General features: G+C 60.5%; 17 protein-coding genes. 3 read left to right on the forward strand and 14 right to left on the reverse strand.

The features are described 5' to 3' along the window. Nucleotides 1-23 precede the first annotated feature (23 nt). The 4 genes from ACK59Z_RS21085 to ACK59Z_RS21100 form a co-directional block, all read right to left on the reverse strand. A complete protein-coding gene (locus tag ACK59Z_RS21085; protein ID WP_409293639.1) occupies nucleotides 24-1,430 on the reverse strand; it encodes a M16 family metallopeptidase in 1,407 nt (468 codons plus the stop codon). Nucleotides 1,431-1,460: 30 nt separating this feature from the next. Further along, a complete protein-coding gene (locus tag ACK59Z_RS21090; RefSeq protein WP_029380487.1) occupies nucleotides 1,461-3,119 on the reverse strand; it encodes a Na/Pi cotransporter family protein in 1,659 nt (552 codons plus the stop codon). 283 nt (nucleotides 3,120-3,402) lie between these two features. Continuing rightward, complete coding sequence (locus ACK59Z_RS21095) at nucleotides 3,403-4,173, reverse strand: TerC family protein (RefSeq protein ID WP_003252940.1); 771 nt, start codon at nucleotides 4,171-4,173, stop codon at nucleotides 3,403-3,405. Nucleotides 4,174-4,242: 69 nt separating this feature from the next. Beyond that, nucleotides 4,243-5,550, reverse strand: coding sequence for a CitMHS family transporter (locus tag ACK59Z_RS21100; protein WP_003252938.1), 1,308 nt, complete (start codon nucleotides 5,548-5,550; stop codon nucleotides 4,243-4,245). A gap of 267 nt (nucleotides 5,551-5,817) precedes the next feature. On the opposite strand from ACK59Z_RS21100, the gene ACK59Z_RS21105 reads away from it, so the two are divergent. Continuing rightward, nucleotides 5,818-6,219, forward strand: coding sequence for a GFA family protein (locus ACK59Z_RS21105; RefSeq protein ID WP_004575247.1), 402 nt, complete (start codon nucleotides 5,818-5,820; stop codon nucleotides 6,217-6,219). A gap of 43 nt (nucleotides 6,220-6,262) precedes the next feature. Here ACK59Z_RS21105 and ACK59Z_RS21110 read toward each other — a convergent pair whose 3' ends face one another. From ACK59Z_RS21110 to ACK59Z_RS21155, 10 genes are all read right to left on the reverse strand, one after another. Next, on the reverse strand, nucleotides 6,263-8,218 hold the full coding sequence (locus ACK59Z_RS21110) for a DUF4105 domain-containing protein (RefSeq protein ID WP_108192128.1): 1,956 nt from the start codon (nucleotides 8,216-8,218) through the stop codon (nucleotides 6,263-6,265). Beyond that, nucleotides 8,215-8,535: a DUF2388 domain-containing protein gene (locus ACK59Z_RS21115; RefSeq protein ID WP_003252932.1), complete on the reverse strand. Its 321-nt coding sequence runs from the start codon at nucleotides 8,533-8,535 to the stop codon at nucleotides 8,215-8,217. Before ACK59Z_RS21115 ends, ACK59Z_RS21110 begins: the two co-directional genes overlap by 4 nt. A gap of 36 nt (nucleotides 8,536-8,571) precedes the next feature. After that, a complete protein-coding gene (locus ACK59Z_RS21120) occupies nucleotides 8,572-8,865 on the reverse strand; it encodes a DUF2388 domain-containing protein (protein ID WP_003252930.1) in 294 nt (97 codons plus the stop codon). An 89-nt stretch (nucleotides 8,866-8,954) separates the two neighbouring features. Further along, on the reverse strand, nucleotides 8,955-9,272 hold the full coding sequence (locus tag ACK59Z_RS21125) for a DUF2388 domain-containing protein (RefSeq protein WP_185279865.1): 318 nt from the start codon (nucleotides 9,270-9,272) through the stop codon (nucleotides 8,955-8,957). Between the two features lie 312 nt (nucleotides 9,273-9,584). Further along, nucleotides 9,585-9,800, reverse strand: coding sequence for a DUF1127 domain-containing protein (locus ACK59Z_RS21130; RefSeq protein WP_003252924.1), 216 nt, complete (start codon nucleotides 9,798-9,800; stop codon nucleotides 9,585-9,587). A 435-nt stretch (nucleotides 9,801-10,235) separates the two neighbouring features. After that, nucleotides 10,236-11,729 carry an acetyl-CoA hydrolase/transferase family protein gene (locus ACK59Z_RS21135; RefSeq protein WP_003252922.1) on the reverse strand — a complete coding sequence of 498 codons (1,494 nt, stop codon included), beginning with the start codon at nucleotides 11,727-11,729 and terminating at the stop codon, nucleotides 10,236-10,238. 186 nt (nucleotides 11,730-11,915) lie between these two features. Next, entirely contained in the window at nucleotides 11,916-13,352 is a 1,437-nt protein-coding gene (locus ACK59Z_RS21140) for an NAD(P)(+) transhydrogenase (Re/Si-specific) subunit beta (RefSeq protein ID WP_003252919.1), read from the reverse strand. A gap of 2 nt (nucleotides 13,353-13,354) precedes the next feature. After that, the gene (locus ACK59Z_RS21145; protein WP_003252914.1) at nucleotides 13,355-13,669 is read right to left on the reverse strand and encodes an NAD(P) transhydrogenase subunit alpha; all 315 of its coding nucleotides are present in this window, start codon (nucleotides 13,667-13,669) and stop codon (nucleotides 13,355-13,357) included. 11 nt (nucleotides 13,670-13,680) lie between these two features. Next, entirely contained in the window at nucleotides 13,681-14,802 is a 1,122-nt protein-coding gene (locus ACK59Z_RS21150; protein WP_003252911.1) for a Re/Si-specific NAD(P)(+) transhydrogenase subunit alpha, read from the reverse strand. A 419-nt stretch (nucleotides 14,803-15,221) separates the two neighbouring features. Further along, a complete protein-coding gene (locus ACK59Z_RS21155; RefSeq protein ID WP_108192129.1) occupies nucleotides 15,222-16,139 on the reverse strand; it encodes a LysR family transcriptional regulator in 918 nt (305 codons plus the stop codon). 160 nt (nucleotides 16,140-16,299) lie between these two features. Here ACK59Z_RS21155 and ACK59Z_RS21160 point away from each other — a divergent pair, with 160 nt between their 5' ends. Beyond that, nucleotides 16,300-17,481 (forward strand): acyl-CoA dehydrogenase, encoded by a 1,182-nt coding sequence (locus tag ACK59Z_RS21160; protein ID WP_003252907.1) that lies wholly within the window; start codon nucleotides 16,300-16,302, stop codon nucleotides 17,479-17,481. A 13-nt stretch (nucleotides 17,482-17,494) separates the two neighbouring features. After that, complete coding sequence (locus ACK59Z_RS21165; protein ID WP_003252904.1) at nucleotides 17,495-18,715, forward strand: CaiB/BaiF CoA-transferase family protein; 1,221 nt, start codon at nucleotides 17,495-17,497, stop codon at nucleotides 18,713-18,715. Nucleotides 18,716-18,886 lie beyond the last annotated feature (171 nt).

Consider the following 18,886-nt stretch of genomic DNA (forward strand, 5'->3'; position numbering starts at 1 on the left):
ACTGGCAAAAGGATACCGCCGATTTACCGCTGCCGTGTAGCACCACTGGGCCGTTCAGGCCCATGCCGCCGCCAGCGCAACAGCCCCGCCGCCAGGCACAGCCCCGCAAGCAAGGCCATCAGCCCGTAAAGCTCGTCATAGCCTAGCAACGGCTTTTCGATGCGCACATAGCCATCTTCCTTGAGCAGATCCTTCAGTGCCTCGTTGGCCTGTTCCAGGCTGACTTGGCGCAGCTTGCGCACCGGGCTGGCAAAGCGCCCGTCGGTATAGTCGTTCAGCGCCCCCCAGTAGTAGTCGGCCAAGGCGCTGTTGCCTTGGGTGCTCCAGCTTTCCTTTGCGATGCTGGCTTCCTTGATGCGTGCGAAGGTGTCCGGGTCCAGGCCTTCCTTGCGCAGGTGGTCGAACAGGGCCTGCATCACCTTGACAGCCTTGTCGATGTCATCGCGTTCAAGGTCCGCATTGAGGCTGAGCAGGCCGGTGTCGCCAAAGCTTTCACGTTGCACGGAGGGGCCGTAGGACAGCCCGTTGCGCAGACGTAGCTGGTCGTAAAGCGCCCAGTCCAGGTAGCGCGAAAGCAGGTCGAGGGTGGCTTGATGGTCGTTGTCCAGCACCGGCTCGATGAACAGCCAGTGCAATTTGACGCTATCACCCAGCCAGCCGCGGGTCAGGTTGCGACGCTGTTCGGCCTGTTGGCTGATGCTTTCAAGGTTGCGGCGCTCTTCGGGTTCAGTGGCGGGCAGTTCGCCGAACGACCGCTCCAGATAAGCCGGAAGCAGGCGATCGAGGCCTCCGACCATGATCAGGGTCATGTTGTTGGCCGCGTACCAGCGGTCACGCAACGCCTGAACTTGCTCCAAGGTCATGTCGTCGAGGTTGGAGCGCTCCGGGCATTTCAGACCCAGCTCGGTGGCCAGCTGGTCGTTGGCGGGGTGGCCGATATCCTGGCGGTCGAGCCAGCGCTGCAGGTGGCCATAGTGGCCGCCATCCTCGCGCTCTATGATGCGCTTGGCGGTGGTCAAGGCCTTGGCGTCGATGGTGGTATCGCGGATGACTGCCAACAGCAGGTCGAGGACCTTGCGCTGGTTGCGCGCCGGGGCCTCGATGACAAAGGTGGTGTCGGCACTGCTGGTATAGGCGTTCCAATCGCCGCCGAGCGCTTGCAGGCGCTCTTCCAGCCCGCCTTCGCCTGTTTCGTCGATGCCACTGAACAACAGGTGCTCAAGCAGGTGTGGCAGCTCTTTCTGCTCGCAGTCGAAATCATCCAGGCCTACGCCGACCACTAGACGAATCGCCACATGGTCCCGTTCGTAGCCGTTTTTCAGGATGACCTGCAGACCATTAGGCAACAGGTAGCCTTCAACCCGCGAGCGGTCGAGGGCGAACGAGGGCAGGCTGCAGATCAGCAGGCAAACGAACATCAGGCAACGCATGGGCGAGCGAGGGTCCTCAGCTAGGAGAAATCACGGCTGGCGGGCTTCATCGGGCACACTGTCGAGCATCAGCCCTCCGGTGTCCGAGCCGCCCAGTACCACATAGGCACTGCTACAGAACAAAGAGTTCAACCGCTTCATGTCGGCGATCAGTTCCAAGTGTAGCGAACTGGTCTCGATACTTTGCACGACCTTGCGCTGCAGGCGGCTGACATGGGCGTGTGCGAGGCGCCGTTCCTGGGCACGGAACCGGCGTTTTTCCCGCAGCAGCAAGCGGGCGCTTTCCGGGTCGGCACTGAGGAACACCGACAGGCCCAGGCGCAGATTGGCCAGCAATTGCTCCTGCAGGCCGGTCAGCTCTTCCAGGCCTACCTGGGAAAATTCCCGACGCTGGCTGGTTTTCTGCTGCTGGACCTTGCGCAGCATGCGTTCGATCAGGTCACAGGCGAGTTTGAGGTTAATTGCCAGCTCGATGATTTCGGCCCAGCGGCGGTTGTCCTGTTCGCTGAGGTCTTCCCGTGACATCTGCGCCAGGTACAGCTTGATTGCACTGTACAGGGCTTCGGCGTCTTCGCCCAAGGCGCGAACTTGCTGTGGCAAGGCGGTCTGGGTGCCACGCAGGGCTCCAAGCATGGCTTCGAGCAGGCTGTCGACGATATCCCCCAGGCGCAAAGTCTCGCGGGCGGCGTTGGCCAGGGCCAGGCTGGGCGTTTCCAGGGCCGAGGCGTCAAGGTGGCGCGGGCGCACCTGACCATTGCCGATTTCCCGTTCAGGTAGCAGGGCGTTGCACAGCCGACCCATCGGTTTGACCGTGGGCAGCATGATCAGACAGCGCAGCGTGTTGTAGAGCAGGTGAAAGCCGATGACCAGCTCCTGCGGGCTGAAACTCAGCGAGTCCATCCATGCCACCAGCGGGTGCAGCACAGGGATGATCAGCACCAGGCCGATCAGCTTGTACAGCAGGCTGCCCAAGGCCACCCGACGCCCGGCGGCGTTCTGCATGCTGGTACTGATGAAGGCCAGCAGCCCGCTGCCGATGTTGGCGCCGACCACCAGCCCGATGGCTACCGGCAAGCTGATCAGTTCGGCGCCGGCCAGTGTCGCTGTGAGCAGAACGGCGGCCAGGCTGGAATAGGAAATCATGGCGAACATTGCCCCAACCAGAGCGTCGAGCATGATGTCGCCGGTCAGTGAGGCAAACAGCACTTTCACGCCCTGGGCATGGGTGATCGGCGCAGCTGCCTGCACGATAAGCTCAAGTGCCAGGATGATCAGGCCAAGCCCGATGCCTACTCGGCCCAGTTGGCCGGCCCGTGTCTGCTTGCGCGAAAGGAAGAAGATCACGCCAAGGAAGATCAGCAGCGGTGACAGCCAGGACAGGTCGAAGGTCAGTACCCGGGCCATCAGTGCGGTGCCCACGTCGGCACCCAGCATGATTGCCAAGGCCGGGGTCATGGCCATCAGGCCTTGGCCGACGAAAGAGGTGACCAGCATGGCCGTGGCGTTACTGCTTTGAACCATGGCCGTGACCAGAATACCGGCGATGAATGCCAGCGGGCGCTTGTCCATGTTCTGGCTGATGATGCGTCGCAGGTTCGAGCCGAATACCCGAAGGATGCCGGTACGCACAATGTGGGTACCCCAGACCAGAAGCGTCACGGCCGAGAGCAGGTTGAGCAGGGTCAGCATGGCGAAGGCCCCCTGTTGCATAGGCCCATCGGGCCAAGAAAAGAAACGTGAGCGTTTGAAGAATTTTCGGTGCTCACTCAAAGCTTTAGCTGTTTTGCCAAGCTGTCGCCAGCTTCGCATGGCAGTCATTTATTTGAAACAGATCTTGAAACGAATGACGGCCTGTCGGGGCTGCTTCGCGGGCAAGCCTCCACAGTGACAGCGCTCAGGAAAAAACGCACAGAAAAAACGCATGAAAAAGGGCCCTGCGAAGGGCCCTTGTTGTGCAGCACTTTCCTTGGCCTTATTGACCCGGAATGTCCTTGCGCAGTTTCACCGGTTCATGATCTTTGCCTTCCTTGCGGGCCATGGCGGTGCGCATGCGTATGTTGATGGCTTCCACCCCCAGCGAGAAGGCCATGGCGAAGTAGACATAGCCCTTCGGTACATGCACATCGAACGCTTCAGCGATCAGTACAGTACCGACCACGATCAGGAACGACAGCGCGAGCATCTTCAGCGACGGGTGCTTGTCGATGAAATTGCTGATGGCGCCGGCGCACAGCATCATCACCAGCACGGCCACGACGATGGCGGCGATCATCACCGGTACGTGGGAAACCATGCCCACAGCGGTGATCACCGAGTCCAGCGAGAACACGATGTCGATGATGGCGATCTGGATGATGGTGTAGAAGAACTTGCCACCTGCGCCTTTGGGCTCCTCTGCATTCTCGTCCTCGCCTTCCAGGCCGTGGTAGATCTCTTGCGAGCTCTTCCATAGCAGGAACAGGCCACCGAAGAACAGGATCAGGTCACGCCCGGAGATGCCTTGGCCAAAGACCACGAACAGGTCGGCGGTAAGGCGCATCACCCAGGTAATCGACAGCAGCAGCATGATACGGGTGACCATGGCCAGGGCCAGGCCGAAGATCCGGGTGCGTGGCTGCATGTGCTTGGGCATGCGGCTGACCAGAATCGAGATCATGATGATGTTGTCGATACCGAGGACGATCTCAAGCGCGGTAAGGGTGAAAAAGGCAACCCAGATTTCCGGGCTGGTCAGCCATTCCATGTATTTTCCTTCGAGCGGTAATGGCAACGCGCCCCGGTCAGGGCGCGTCGCGTACGTGATACGGATGTATTAAAGACTACTGAACAGCGGGAAAATTCCCATCAGCAGTGCGCCGAGCATTATGCACAGGCATACCAGCACTGCCCACTTGAGCGTGAAGCGCTGATGATCGCCGAACTCGATACCGGCCAGGGCCACCAGCAGGTAGGTGGAGGGTACCAGCGGGCTGAGCAGGTGTACCGGCTGCCCGACGATCGACGCACGGGCCATTTCCACCGGGGTGATGCCATAGTGGCTGGCGGCTTCGGCCAGCACCGGCAGCACGCCGTAGTAGAACGCGTCGTTGGACATGAAGAAGGTGAACGGCATGCTCACGATCGCGGTGATTACAGCCAGGTATGGGCCCAGCGCCTCGGGGATGACCGCCAGCAGGCTCTTGGACATGGCGTCGACCATGCCGGTGCCGGACAGGATGCCGGTGAATATGCCGGCGGCGAAGATCAGCCCGGTCACGGCCAGTACACTGCCGGCGTGGGCGGCGATGCGGTCCTTCTGCTGTTGCAGGCACGGGTAGTTGACGATCATGGCGATACTGAAGGCAATCATGAACAGCACTGGCAGCGGCAGCACGCCGGCGATCAGCGCGACCATCAGGGTGGCGGTCAGGGCACCGTTGAAGTACAGCAGTTTGGGCCGGCGTGCGTCCGGGTACTGCGAGACGGTGATTTCGCTGTGGTCGATGTCGTCGGTAGGCAGATGCAGTTCGCCCAGGCGGGCACGCTCACGCTTGCCATACATGTAGGCAATGGCCAGGATCGCCAACACACCGAACAGCATGGCCGGGATCATCGGCACGAAGATGTCTGACGGGTCTACGTGCAGGGCGCTGGCAGCACGCGCGGTCGGCCCACCCCATGGGGTCATGTTCATCACGCCGCCGGCGAGGATGATCAGGCCGGCCATGATCCGCGGGCTCATGCCTAGGCGGCTGTACATCGGCAGCATGGCGGCGCAGCAGATCATGTAGGTGGTGGCTCCGTCACCGTCGAGCGAGACCACCAGGGCCAGTACAGCGGTACCGACCGAGACTTTCAGCGGATCGCCCTTGACCAGCTTGAGGATCTTGCGAACGGCCGGGTCGAACAGGCCGGAATCGATCATCAGGGCGAAATAGAGGATGGCGAACATCAGCATCACGCCGGTAGGTGCGAGCTTGCTGATGCCCTCTAGCATCATGGGGCCGATCTTGGCGGAAAAACCACCGAACAGGGCGAACAGGATCGGTACCAGAATCAGCGCGATCAAGGCCGAAAGGCGCTTGGTCATGATCAGGTACATGAACGTGATGACCATGGCAAAGCCGAGGAAGGTCAGCATGGCAATACTCCAGGCGGGGCGCGGCGAAAGGACAGTCGATTCGGGCGTATCAGCGCGTAGGGCGCTGTGCGGGGAGCATGCGGAGGGGGACTACGAAAAGGCGGGCACAGGAATACATCAGAATCACCATTGTTGTTGTTGATTGGGCCGGGCGCGGTATTGACCGGGTGCCCTGGCTGACCGGTCTTGTGCCGGTAGTGGGCGCTATCCTAAAAGGGCAAGCTTTCAGCCAGCTTTCGCTGAAGCAAAGGTGACGAGAGGTAGGTGATGCAGGATGTAACCGAAGGTGGCTGCCATTGTGGCGCCCTGCGTTATCGGCTGGAGGGCAACTTGACGGACATTGCCCACTGTCATTGTTCGATCTGCAGGCGGGTCAGCGGTGGACTAGTGGTCACCTGGCTTACCCTACCCCGTTCTGGGTTCCAGTGGTTAACGGGCGAGCCGAACTGCTATGTGGCGCCTGCCAGTTGCAGCCGCTACTTCTGTGGGCAGTGTGGGGCGCATGTGGCGCTGGTGACCACGCATAGCCCGCAGACGATCGATGTGACGGTGGCCACGCTGGATCACCCTGAGTGGGTGCGAGCCAACCGGCATATCTGGGTGGGCAGCCGGTTGCCCTGGTTGCATCTGGATGAGGATTTGCCCTCGGAAGATGAGGAGCGCCTGTAGGCGCGGCGCGGGCTTGCCCGCGAAAGGGCCAGCCCGTCATCCATCACAACTGCAGGCCACCAGCAGCCTTGTGCAACGCCCGCAAGTGCTCGCCGATCTGCTTCACGTTGGCCTCGACCGCTGCAATTTCCTTGGCTCGCGACGGCTCCAGCAGCGCCCTCACCTCTTTGTCCAGGCTGGTGCTCAAGCGCAACAGCTGTGCCTGCCGCTCGCTGCTCACCTGCTCCAGGTGCTTGCGCTCTTCTGGCTGCGGCAGCCCGTAGCCTTTGGAATCGAGCAACTCTGCCGGGCGGCTGAGAAAACCGCTGTTGGCAAGCATTTGCTTGAGCGTGGCATCAGCTTTGTTGATGCTGCCATCCTTCAAGGCTGCGGCATTCAGGTAACGCTGCTTGACCTCGTCCTGGGCCAGCAGAAGCTGCCGGCGCAGGCTGGCCTGCTCAAGCAGAAGCAGTGCCGCGCTGGTGCGCAGGTCAGCCTTGGCGAACCAGCTACGGCGCTGCTCGGCATTGAGGGCCAGCCAGTCTTCAACCAGAGCTTGCTTGATTGGCAACTGTTTTCTCAGCACCTCGAACATGGCCTGGTACCGGTCGCGGTAAGAATCGAAGCGGTAGCCCAGACGTAACGCTTCGCGCGGGTTATCAAGCACGCTGGTATCTGCCAGCCCCCTGCCCTTGAGCACTGCCAGCAAACCGTTGGGCATGATGCTGTCCAGGTCGTTGAGGCGTGGATTGGCGGTGCCGCTGCGCAGCAGCTTCAATGACTCCACAGCACAGTTGTTGGACAGGAACCAGTAGTTGCCGTCATAGCTCCAGTGCATCTCGGCGGCCTGGCGCACCAGGTTCTCGATCTCGTCGCGGTTGAGTTTCAAGGGTACCGAGGCCAGGCTGCGCAGCTCGGTCTTGGTGTATTCGTCGATCACCTGGCCCAGCGGAAGCACGAATAGCCGCGACGGGTAGTTGCCGACCAGGCCGTCCCAGCTGGAGAGTTGCACGTCGTTGACGAAGGCGCGGTACGAAAGCACCAGGCTTTGATCAAGGTCCAGGCGGCAGTCTGGGCCGCGTGGTCGGCCCGGCTTGCAGATCACCAGGCGCAGCATGCTGTGCCCCCAGCGGCTGACCAGGTTCTGATTGGCTTCAGCCAGCAGATAGTCCACTTCGTAGACCCGCTCTGGGTCGATTTCACCCAGCGGCTGGCGGGCGAAGTCGCTGCCGGCATTGATGAAGGGCAGGCCCTTGGCGCAGGTGTCCTGTTGGGGTGCCCAGCCGAAGTGTTCACGGAGGTACTGATACAGCGCCGGGCGACGGCAGCTGTAGCTCGGGTCGAGGAGGAAATACTCCATGTTGACCGCGATGTATTCCTTGGGGCTGCTCAACTCATAGCTGTCGGGGCTGCGCACGAATTGGCCGTTGTGCTGCTCGCGCTCGCCGCGTCGGCCCACGTACTGCTGCCACCCGGCCAGGTCGAGCAGGCGTGGGTCGTCGCTCAGGGTGAAGCGGCGCTCGGCCTGCCCGCGGCATTCTTCCGGCAGGCCGACCTTGCCCAGCGTGCCTTGCTGGCGCTTGCAGCGTGCAATCAGCGAATTCTCGACGCTGGGCCACAAGCGGGCACGGTCGTAGAGATGGGTGAGCTCGTGCAGCACGGTGGCCAGCAGCTCTTCACGCACCGTGCCATGTGGGCGGTCGGTGCGCTCAGTGGCGGCGCTGCCATCGGTGAGGCTGGGCAGCAAGCGGCGGTTGAGCTCGAGGGTGGATATCAGTGAAGCCTGCCCATAGGCGTCGGCAGGCATGTTTTCGCTCCAACTGACCCGCACGCGACGGTCCAGCTGTTGCTTGAAGCGCGGTGGCAGCTTGCCCATGGCCTCGTCGAGCAGGGCTTGGGAAGCTTGTGCTTGTTGCGGGTCCAGGCCGGACGACTGCAGCTCAAGCTGCAGGTCGGCCAAGGCGGGCGTGCCGAGCAGCGTCAGGGCGCAGCCGAGCAGCCAGGCGCGCACGCGCGTCACAGTGCGAGTATGGCTTCAGCCAGCACCTGGTCGCTGGCGCCTCGCGCTTCCGGTACGCGCTCACGCAGGGTATTGAAGGCTGCCTCGAGTTGGACGCCGCGGATGTCACCGTTGCTGGCGACAAAGCTTGCAGCGTCGTCGTGGGCTTCGCGCACCACTTTGGAGTCGCGGATCGATGTGGTGGTGTCTGAGGTGAAGTCGATCGAACGGCCAAAGGCACGCACGATGATGTTGCTGGTGGCCACCAGGGTCTGTGCCTGGGCCAGGTCGGCCAGCAGCAGCATGCCGAGGGAAGCGGCAATCAGCGGTTTACGCATGGAGCATCTCCGAAAAATACAGGGAGTCAGATGTAGTTATTGGACGAGAATTGCCTGCGCCAGTTCCAGATCGCCGACGGCGTGCCGTGCGCAATTGTGGCGTAATGATTCAAGGGCGGCTTCCAGGCGTGCACCACGGATCAGCCCGTCGCTGGCAACGAATGCGGCGGCATCGTCGCGGGCCTGTGTGACCAATTTGCGATCGAATGGTGCGGCTGTGACCTGGCTGGTGACATAGCCGGTGATGACCAGGCTTTGTGTGGTCGTATCCATGGCATGGGCGCTGGCCATGCCTGCGGCGGCGAACAGCAACGGCAACAGATAACGCATGAGCTTTCTTGAAGGCTGGAAAAGTGAACGGCGAAGCCTACCTCAGGTGCGAGGGTCGAAGCCAACGCACCTGTTTTGCATGGCGTGTATCAGAGTGCCAGGATGGCCTGGGCCAGTTGTGCATCGCTGGCTTGCAGGGCAGGCATGTTCGAACGGATGTGTACAAAGGCGCTTTCCAGTCGGGCGCCGCGGATAGCGCCCTGAGTGCCGACGAAGGTGGCTGCGTCATCGCGGGCTGCCTGGACGATCTTGTCGTCGCGGAACGAAGAGCTCAGATCGGAAGTGGCGTCGGTGGAGGCGGCAACGGCGCGTACTACCGTATCGGTGGTGACAACGAAGCTGGTGGCGTTGGCAGTGCCAGTCAGGCCAAGCAGCAGGGCGGCGCCAAGCAGGTGTTTACGGGACATTATCGTGGACTCCTGGGGTAGGGTCAGGTTGGTTCTGCTTTATCGGACGTTTGCAGGGATCGTCACGGTACGTTTCAACAACGGGGTTCTAGCAGACGGTTATGCCAAGCGTATCACGCAGTGCTACGTAGCGATGATAACGAGTGCTGCGCCAGGCAACTGTTAAGGTGTTTTTTTGTTCCTATAAAACTGTACTGGTCGTGATCTCAAGTGCTCTACAGCGCGTCTCTCGGGCAATAAAAAACCCGCTGCAGTCACCTGCAACGGGTTTGGGGAATTCACGGTGCCGGTCAAAGCCGGCAAGCCGGGAGCTTAGCGCCAGAAAGGCTTGCTCAGCTCTTCGTAACGCTGCGACTCGCTGATACCGGCGTCTGCCAGCAGGCGGGAGTCCAGGCGAGCCAGTTGACGACGGCTGGTCATACGGCGCTGCCACAGCAGCAGGGTCGACAATGCGCGCAGCGGCAGCGAGGTGTTGGATTGCTGGGCGTTGCTTTCAAAAACCAGACCGGAACTGAGGGTACGTTCCATGATGCTTCATCCTTCCGCTTATGGCGGCATTAGGTAGTGATTTAACTGATGCCAATGATCCTCCTCTGTCGTCCATAACAGTAGATACAGTTCAGTTGAAAGACGATGGCTCAGTTAACTGTGTAACCCTACTGTTGCACTCGAAATAGGCGTAACTGTACTGGTCTGCACTTCTTTGGTGCGCTTTGATTCGAAGAAGGGGATTTGTCAGTCGGGAAGATCTGAAAACACCAGTACAGTAGAACAGATTATTCTGCTGGTGGCGGAAAGGTGTATTGATAGAAGGGTTTGACTGTTATGGGCCATTCGCGAGCTTGCCCGCTCCCATAGAGAAAGTGCTGCCCTTTAGGGTTGCACATCACCTGTGGGAGCGGGCAAGCCCGCGAAGAGGCCGGAACAGCAGAGGCAGGGCCGCCGTTCCGTACCACATCTGGATCAGCTTGCCAGCATGCGCCCGGTTTCTTCCAGGTTTTCGTGCCAGCTCAGGGCTTCACGCAGGATGTGCGGGGTATGGCCGCCACGCTGGCAGGCACGGTCGAAGTAGTCGTTCAGCGCAGCGCGGTAGTCTGGGTGCACGCAGTTGTCGATGATCGCTCGCGCCCGTTCGCGCGGCGCCAGGCCACGCAGGTCCGCCAGGCCCTGCTCGGTGACCAGGATGTCCACGTCGTGCTCGGTGTGGTCGACATGGCTGACCATTGGCACCACGCTGGAAATCGCCCCGCCTTTGGCAATCGACTTGGTGACGAACACGGCCAGGTGGGCGTTACGGGCGAAGTCGCCGGAGCCACCGATGCCGTTCATCATCCTGGTGCCACAGACGTGAGTGGAGTTGACGTTGCCGTAGATATCGAACTCCAGTGCGGTGTTGATACCAATGATGCCCAGGCGACGTACCACTTCCGGGTGGTTGGAGATTTCCTGCGGGCGTAGCACCAACTTGTCCTTGTAGCGCTCCAGGTTGCCGAACACATCGGCATTGCGGCGCGTTGACAGGGTGATCGAGCTGCCCGATGCGAAGCTAAGCTTGCCGGCGTCGATCAGATCGAAGGTGGAGTCCTGCAGCACTTCGGAGTACATGGTCAGGTCTTCGAACGGCGACTCGATCAGGCCGCACATCACCGCATTGGCAATGCTGCCAATGCCGGCTTGCAGCGGGCCGAGCTTGTTGGTCATACGGCCTGCATCCACTTCCTTCTTGAGGAAGTTGATCAGGTGGTCGGCGATGCCCTGTGTTTCATCATCTGGCGGCAGCACAGTGGACGGCGAGTCTGGCTGGTCACTGATGACGATACCGACGATCTTGGCCGGGTCGATCGGGATCGCGGTGCTGCCGATACGGTCGTCTACCTTGACCAGCGGGATTGGCGTGCGAGTCGGACGGTAGGTTGGGATATAAATGTCGTGCAGGCCTTCGAGGTTGGTGTTGTGCGAGAGGTTGATCTCCACAATCACCTGCTTGGCGAAGATCGCGAAGCTGGCCGAGTTGCCCACCGACGTGGTTGGCACGATGTGGCCTTGCTCGGTGATGGCCACGGCTTCGATGACCGCGATGTCCGGCAGCTTCAGCTGCTGGTTGCGCAGTTGCTCGACGGTTTCCGACAGGTGCTGGTCAATGAACATCACCTGGCCGTCATTGATGGCTTTGCGCAGGGTGCTGTCGACCTGGAACGGCATGCGGCGGGCCAACACACCGGCCTCGGTCAGTTGTTTGTCCAGGTCATTGCCCAGGCTGGCGCCGGTCATCAGGCTGATTTTCAGTGGCGATTGCTTGGCACGTTCGGCCAGTGCATGCGGTACGGCCTTGGCTTCGCCGGCGCGGGTGAAGCCGCTCATGCCGACAGTCATGCCGTCCTCGATCAGACCAGCGGCATCAGCCGCACTCATTACCTTGCTGTGCAGGGAGGACAAGCGGATACGATCACGGTACATGGATTGTTATCTCGGGCTACTGAAACTACTGCAGCGCAGTCTAGAGATTTCGCCCATTGCCGTCCCACGACCATGGTCGTATGAGAAGCCTTGTATTTGAGCCGTTGATCCGGATCAATAAAAGAAAAGCCCCGGCAGATTCTGACCGGGGCTTCCTTTATATCAGCTGGTTTGCAGCGGCTGGTGTCACTCCACTGCCTTGACCATGTCCTCAATGACCTTCTTGGCGTCACCGAACACCATCATGGTCTTGTCCAGATAGAACAGTTCGTTGTCCAGGCCGGCATAGCCGCTGGCCATCGAGCGTTTGTTGACGATGATGGTCTTGGCTTTGAACGCCTCGAGGATCGGCATGCCGGCGATTGGCGACTTGGGATCGTTCTTCGCCGCCGGGTTGACCACGTCGTTGGCGCCCAGCACCAGCACCACGTCGGCCTGGCCGAACTCGGCGTTGATGTCTTCCATCTCGAATACCTGATCGTACGGCACTTCAGCCTCGGCCAGCAGTACGTTCATGTGCCCGGGCATGCGGCCCGCCACCGGGTGAATCGCATACTTCACGGTCACGCCGTTGTGGGTCAGCTTCTCGGTCAGCTCTTTCAGTGCGTGTTGTGCGCGGGCCACCGCCAGGCCGTAGCCCGGAACGATGATCACGCTGTCGGCATTGCTGAGCAGGAAGGTGGCATCGTCAGCCGAACCGGACTTCACCGGCCGCTGTTCTTGCGAACCTTGCGCCGCGCCAGTGTCGGTATCGCCACCGAAGCCGCCAAGGATGACGTTGAAGAACGAGCGGTTCATCGCCTTACACATGATGTACGAGAGGATGGCACCGGACGAACCTACCAGGGAACCGGCGATGATCAGCATCGAGTTGTTCAGCGAGAAGCCGATGCCGGCCGCTGCCCACCCCGAGTAGCTGTTGAGCATCGACACCACCACTGGCATGTCGGCGCCGCCGATCGGAATAATGATCAGCACACCCATGATGAAGGCCAGGACCAGCATCAGGGTGAAGGCACTGTAGTGGCCAGTGAAAGTGAACAGCAGGCCAAGGGCGATGGTGGTCAGGCCAAGGATCAGGTTCAGTTTGTGCTGGCCAGCGAACTGTACCGGTGCGCCTTGGAAGAGGCGGAACTTGTACTTGCCCGACAATTTGCCAAAGGCGATCACCGAACCGGAGAAGGTAATGGCACCGATGGCAGCACCGAGGAACAGCTCCAGGCGGTTGCCGGTGGGGATCGGATCGCTGATGGCAGCCACAATGCCCATCGACTGTGGCTCCAGCACGGCGGCGATGGCAATGAACACCGCGGCCAGGCCGATCATGCTGTGCATGAAAGCGACCAGTTCGGGCATTTTGGTCATTTCGACGCGCTTGGCCATGATCGAACCGGCGGTGCCGCCGACCAGCAGGCCGACGATGACATAGCCGATACCGGCAGTGGCAAGTTCAGCCCCAAGCTTATAAATGAGGCCGACCGTCGTGAGGATGGCGAGACCCATGCCGATCATGCCGAACAGATTGCCGCGCCGCGAGGTAGTCGGGTGCGACAGGCCCTTGAGCGCCTGGATGAAGCACACCGAGGCGACGAGGTAGAGGAGCGTTACCAGATTCATGCTCATGCTTACTTCTTCGCCTCGTTCTTGGTTTTCTTCTTGAACATTTCAAGCATGCGGCGGGTGACCAGGAAGCCACCGAACACGTTGACTGCGGCAAGGGCCACGGCCAAGGTGCCCATCAGCTTGCCGGCCGGGGTCACAGTCAGGGCCGCGGCCAGCATGGCGCCGACGATGACGATTGCCGAGATGGCATTGGTGACCGCCATCAGTGGGGTGTGCAGCGCCGGGGTGACGTTCCACACCACGTGGTAGCCCACATAGATGGCCAGCACGAAAATGATCAGGTTGTAGATGCCGTGGGAAATCAGCATGTCTTCCATTGTCGTGCTCCTTAGCCGTTCTTGCGGACGATCTGACCATCACGGCACATCAGGCAGGCCGCGACGATGTCGTCTTCGAGGTTGATGATCAGCGCGCCATCCTTGTCGAACAGCAGCTTCATGAAGTCCAGCAGGTTGCGTGCATACAGTGCCGAGGCATCGGCACTCACCTGGGCCGGCAGGTTGGTCGGGCCGACGATGGTCACGCCGTTCTCCTGCACCACCTGGTCTGCGACGGTCAGCGGGCAGTTGCCGCCTTGGGCTGCAGCCAGGTCGATGACCACCGAGCCAGGCTTCATCTGCGCCACGGTTTCGGCGCTTAGCAGGGTCGGCGCCTTGCGCCCGGGGATCAGCGCGGTGGTGATGACGATATCGGCCTGCTTGGCACGCTCGTGCACCGCCTGGGCCTGGCGCTGCATCCAACTGGCCGGCATTGGCCGGGCATAGCCGCCAACGCCTTCGGCGCACTCTCGCTCCTCGTCGGTCTCGTAGGGTACGTCGATGAATTTTGCACCCAGTGATTCGATCTGCTCTTTCACCGCCGGGCGAACGTCGGATGCTTCGATCACCGCACCCAGGCGCTTGGCGGTGGCGATGGCCTGCAAGCCGGCAACGCCAGCGCCCAGTACCAGGACGCGTGCGGCCTTAACGGTACCGGCAGCGGTCATCAGCATTGGCATGAAGCGTGGGTAGTGATGGGCTGCCAGCAACACGGCCTTGTAGCCGGCGATGTTGGCCTGCGACGACAGCACGTCCAGGCTCTGCGCCCGCGAGGTTCGCGGCGCGGCTTCCAGGGCGAAGGCGGTAATACCGCGTTCGGCCATCTTGCCGATCAGCTCACCGTTGAAGGGGTTGAGCATGCCCACCAGAAGGCTGCCGCTGTTGATCAGGGCCAGTTCCTGGTCGTTGGGGGCGACCACTTTGAGTACCAATTGGGCGCCGTAGGCATCGGCGGCGCTCCCAAGGGAAGCACCCACGGCTTCATAGGCACTGTCCGGAATGGCGGCGTTGAGCCCTGCCCCCCGTTGAACGGTGACCTGATGGCCCTGGCCAATCAGTTTCTTGATGGTTTCGGGGGTCGCAGCGACCCTTGTCTCACCGGTCTGCGTCTCGAGAGGAACACCAATGTGCACGACTATTTCTCCTGCGGTGACCTTTTGTCTTTGTAGAAGCCAGCACACTTCGGATGGTGTGCTGGGGCGGCTGTGGAGCGCCAACCCGCCGGATCCCGGGCGGGGCGAAGCATTTTGCAGACGAACCCGAAGGCCTTCAACCGGTTCTGGAGCGAAACGAAGTCAAAACTACAAGTCACCCTGTGACCGCTTGTCGCAGCAATAGGGTTGCAGCCTGTCAAACATGCGCCATTGGCAGATTAGGAGAAAAAATCAAAAAAAAAGCGGCCAATTCGCTTACGACTAGTTGGATGTCGCAAAATAACCCGCAAAGCCGCGTACTGAGCACGGTTAAAGGGTGTTTTTATGCTTGCGTTACAGTTTGCGAATATGCGACATATACATATATCTGTAGGTGTTTAAAATAATTGACTACAGGGTCAATTTGTCGCGCTTGCCCCTGATCTATTCAGGTAGGCCTGAGCCTGGCTTACCAACCAGTCGCGAAAGGCGCGTAGCGACGCCGACTCCACCTTGCGCTCTGGAATCATCAGATAGTAGGCCTTGTAGCTACTCAGGGCATGCCTGTTAGCGACCACCAGCCTTCCCTCCTCCAACTCCCGCTGGATCAGGAACGGTGGTATCAGGGCAATGCCCATGTCGTGCATGGCCGCCTGGGCGAGCATCGAGAATAGTTCATAGCGCGGGCCTGTCATGTCGCGCTCCACATTCATGCCCACACTGCCGAACCATTGCCGCCAGGCATACGGGCGCGTGCTCTGCTGCAGCAGTGGTAGCTGCGCGATGTGGCGTGCCTCGAGCATGCCCTGGCCGTTCAGCAGTGCCGGGCTGCACACGGGTACTGGGTTTTCACCCATCAGTTGGTGCGACTGGGTGCCTGACCAGTCCGCATCACCAAAATAGATGGCGGCATCGAAGGTAGTGTCGGCGAACAGGAATGGCCGGGTGCGGTTGGTGAGGTTGACTGTGACCTCCGGGTGGCGCTGCTGGAAGTCCTTGAGCCGTGGCAGGAGCCATTGAGTGCCAAACGTCGGCACTACCGCCAGCTCGATCACATTGGCGCCTTGCTGGCGCATGACCGACAAGGTATCGCGCTCCACGGCGTCCAGTTGGGCCGCCACCTGGCGACTGTAGGATAGGCCGGCTTCGGTCAGCCTTACGCCGCGGCGCGAGCGACGGAACAGTTCCACATTAAGGAAGGCTTCCAGGCCACCGATCTGCCGACAGACGGCACCCTGGGTCAGCGCGAGTTCCTGGGCAGCCTTGGTAAAGCTCTCGTTACGGGCTGCCGCCTCGAAGCAAATCAGGGCGGCGGTACTGGGGATCTTACGGCGCATGTACGTCAACCTCACTTGTAAGGCTGTCAATAAGGCGTTTTGCCGATTTACGGAGTGACAAAATATCACTAATTGGTGCGCAATCCTCGTTTGTCCCGGCGGCCGATCAGGCCTAGGCTCAAAGGCACAAGAAACTGACCCCTATTTCGAGGATTCGCTCATGGCCGGTAAAGCAAGCTTCAACTGGATCGACCCGTTGCTGCTGGATCAGCAGCTCACTGAAGAAGAGCGTATGGTGCGTGACAGCGCTTATCAGTTCGCCCAGGACAAGCTGGCCCCGCGTGTGCTTGAGGCCTTCCGCCATGAGCAGACCGATCCGGCGATCTTCCGCGAGATGGGTGAAGTAGGCCTGTTGGGTGCAACCATTCCCGAGCAATACGGTGGCAGTGGCCTGAATTATGTGTGCTATGGCCTTATTGCTCGCGAAGTGGAACGTATCGACTCAGGTTACCGCTCGATGATGAGTGTGCAGTCGTCGCTGGTGATGGTGCCGATCAACGAATTTGGCACCGAAGCTCAAAAGCAGAAGTACCTCCCCAAGTTGGCCAGTGGCGAGTGGATCGGTTGCTTCGGTCTGACCGAGCCTAACCATGGCTCCGATCCTGGTTCGATGATTACGCGCGCGAGGAAGGTCGACGGTGGCTACCGGCTGACCGGCAGTAAAATGTGGATCACCAACAGTCCCATCGCCGATGTGTTCGTGGTGTGGGCCAAGGATGATGCGGGCGATATTCGTGGCTTCGTACTGGAAAAAGGTTGGCAAGGCCTCAGTGCCCCGGCAATCCATGGCAAGGTTGGCCTTCGCGCGTCGATCACTGGTGAAATCGTCATGGACAATGTGTTCGTGCCAGAAGAGAACATCTTCCCGGACGTGCGTGGCCTCAAGGGCCCGTTCACCTGCCTGAACTCGGCTCGCTATGGTATTTCGTGGGGTGCGCTGGGTGCCGCTGAAGCCTGCTGGCACACCGCTCGCCAGTACACCCTGGACCGTCAGCAGTTTGGTCGTCCACTGGCCGCCAACCAGTTGATTCAGAAGAAGCTTGCCGACATGCAGACAGAAATCACCCTGGCGCTGCAGGGCTGCCTGCGTCTGGGTCGCATGAAGGATGAAGGGACGGCTGCGGTGGAAATCACCTCCATCATGAAGCGCAATTCCTGCGGTAAGGCGCTGGATATCGCCCGTATGGCGCGTGACATGCTGGGCGGCAACGGCATCTCCGACGAGTTTGGTGTGGCCCGCCATCTGGTTAACCTGGAGGTGGTCAACACCTATGAAGGTACCCATGATGTGCATGCACTTATCCTGGGTCGTGCGCAGACCGGTATCCAGGCGTTCTATTGATAAGGAGCAAACCATGGGCGCGCTATCACATCTGCGGGTGCTAGACCTTTCGCGCGTGTTGGCCGGCCCGTGGTCTGGTCAGATTTTGGCTGACCTTGGCGCCGACGTGATCAAGGTCGAGCGCCCTGGCAGTGGCGACGATACCCGCTCATGGGGGCCGCCTTTTCTCAAGGATGCCGAAGGTGAGGACACCAGTGAGGCGGCCTATTACCTGTCGGCCAACCGCAACAAGCGCTCAGTGACCATCGACTTTACCCAGCCGGAGGGACAGCGGCTGGTGCGTGAACTGGCGGCGAAGTGCGATATCGTCATAGAGAACTTCAAGGTAGGTGGGCTGGCAGCGTATGGCCTGGACTACCAGAGCCTGAAGGCGATAAACCCGCAGCTCATCTATTGCTCCATTACCGGCTTCGGTCAGACCGGGCCCTATGCCAAGCGCGCTGGCTATGACTTCATGATCCAGGGGTTGGGTGGGCTGATGAGCCTGACTGGTCGTCCGGAGGGTGAAGAGGGCGCCGGGCCGGTCAAGGTGGGGGTGGCGCTTACCGACATTCTGACCGGGTTGTATTCCACGGTCGCCATGCTGGCTGCTCTCGCTCACCGGGATCAGGCCGGGGTCGGTCAGCATATCGACATGGCATTGCTCGATGTGCAGGTGGCCTGCCTGGCGAACCAGGCAATGAACTACCTGACCACGGGCAGCCCTCCTCGTCGGCTGGGTAATGCGCATCCTAATATAGTCCCTTACCAGGACTTTCCGACGGCAGATGGCGATTTCATTCTTACCGTGGGCAATGATAGCCAGTTCCGCAAGTTCGCCGAAGTGGCCGGACAGCCGCAGTGGGCGGAAGACCCTCGATTCGTTACCAATAAGCTGCGGGTGGCCAACCGGGCCGAACTGATTCCATTGATTCGCCAGGCTACGGTGTTCAAGACCACGGCGGAGTGGGTGGCCCAGTTGGAGGCTGCAGGAGTGCCATGTGGGCCTATCAATAACCTGGCGCAGATGTTCCAGGATCCCCAGGTGCTGGCGCGCGGGTTGGCGTTGAGTATTCCGCATCCCCTGGCGGGTAGTGTGCCGCAAGTTGCGAGCCCGATACGGTTGTCGGAGACGCCAGTGGAGTATCGCCGGGCGCCACCCTTGTTAGGCGAGCATACCGAAGCGGTGCTGGGGGAGGTGCTGGGGCTGGATGTCGGCGAGGTGCAGCGCCTTCGTGGTGCTGGTGTGCTCTAGATGAATAGCGGGGAGGCCGTCAGGCCTCCCCGCTTTGTTTTTTCTGCGCTATCAACGGTTATTGAAATTAAAGGTTGACGCCCTCTCGAATCCCCTTATAATGCGCCCCACTTCCAGCGACAACGGAACGACAAACTCCTTGAAATTCAATGAGTTAGACGGTTCGGAAGA

This window comes from Pseudomonas sp. KCJK9058 (assembly GCF_046230975.1).
GTDB lineage: Bacteria > Pseudomonadota > Gammaproteobacteria > Pseudomonadales > Pseudomonadaceae > Aquipseudomonas > Aquipseudomonas alloputida.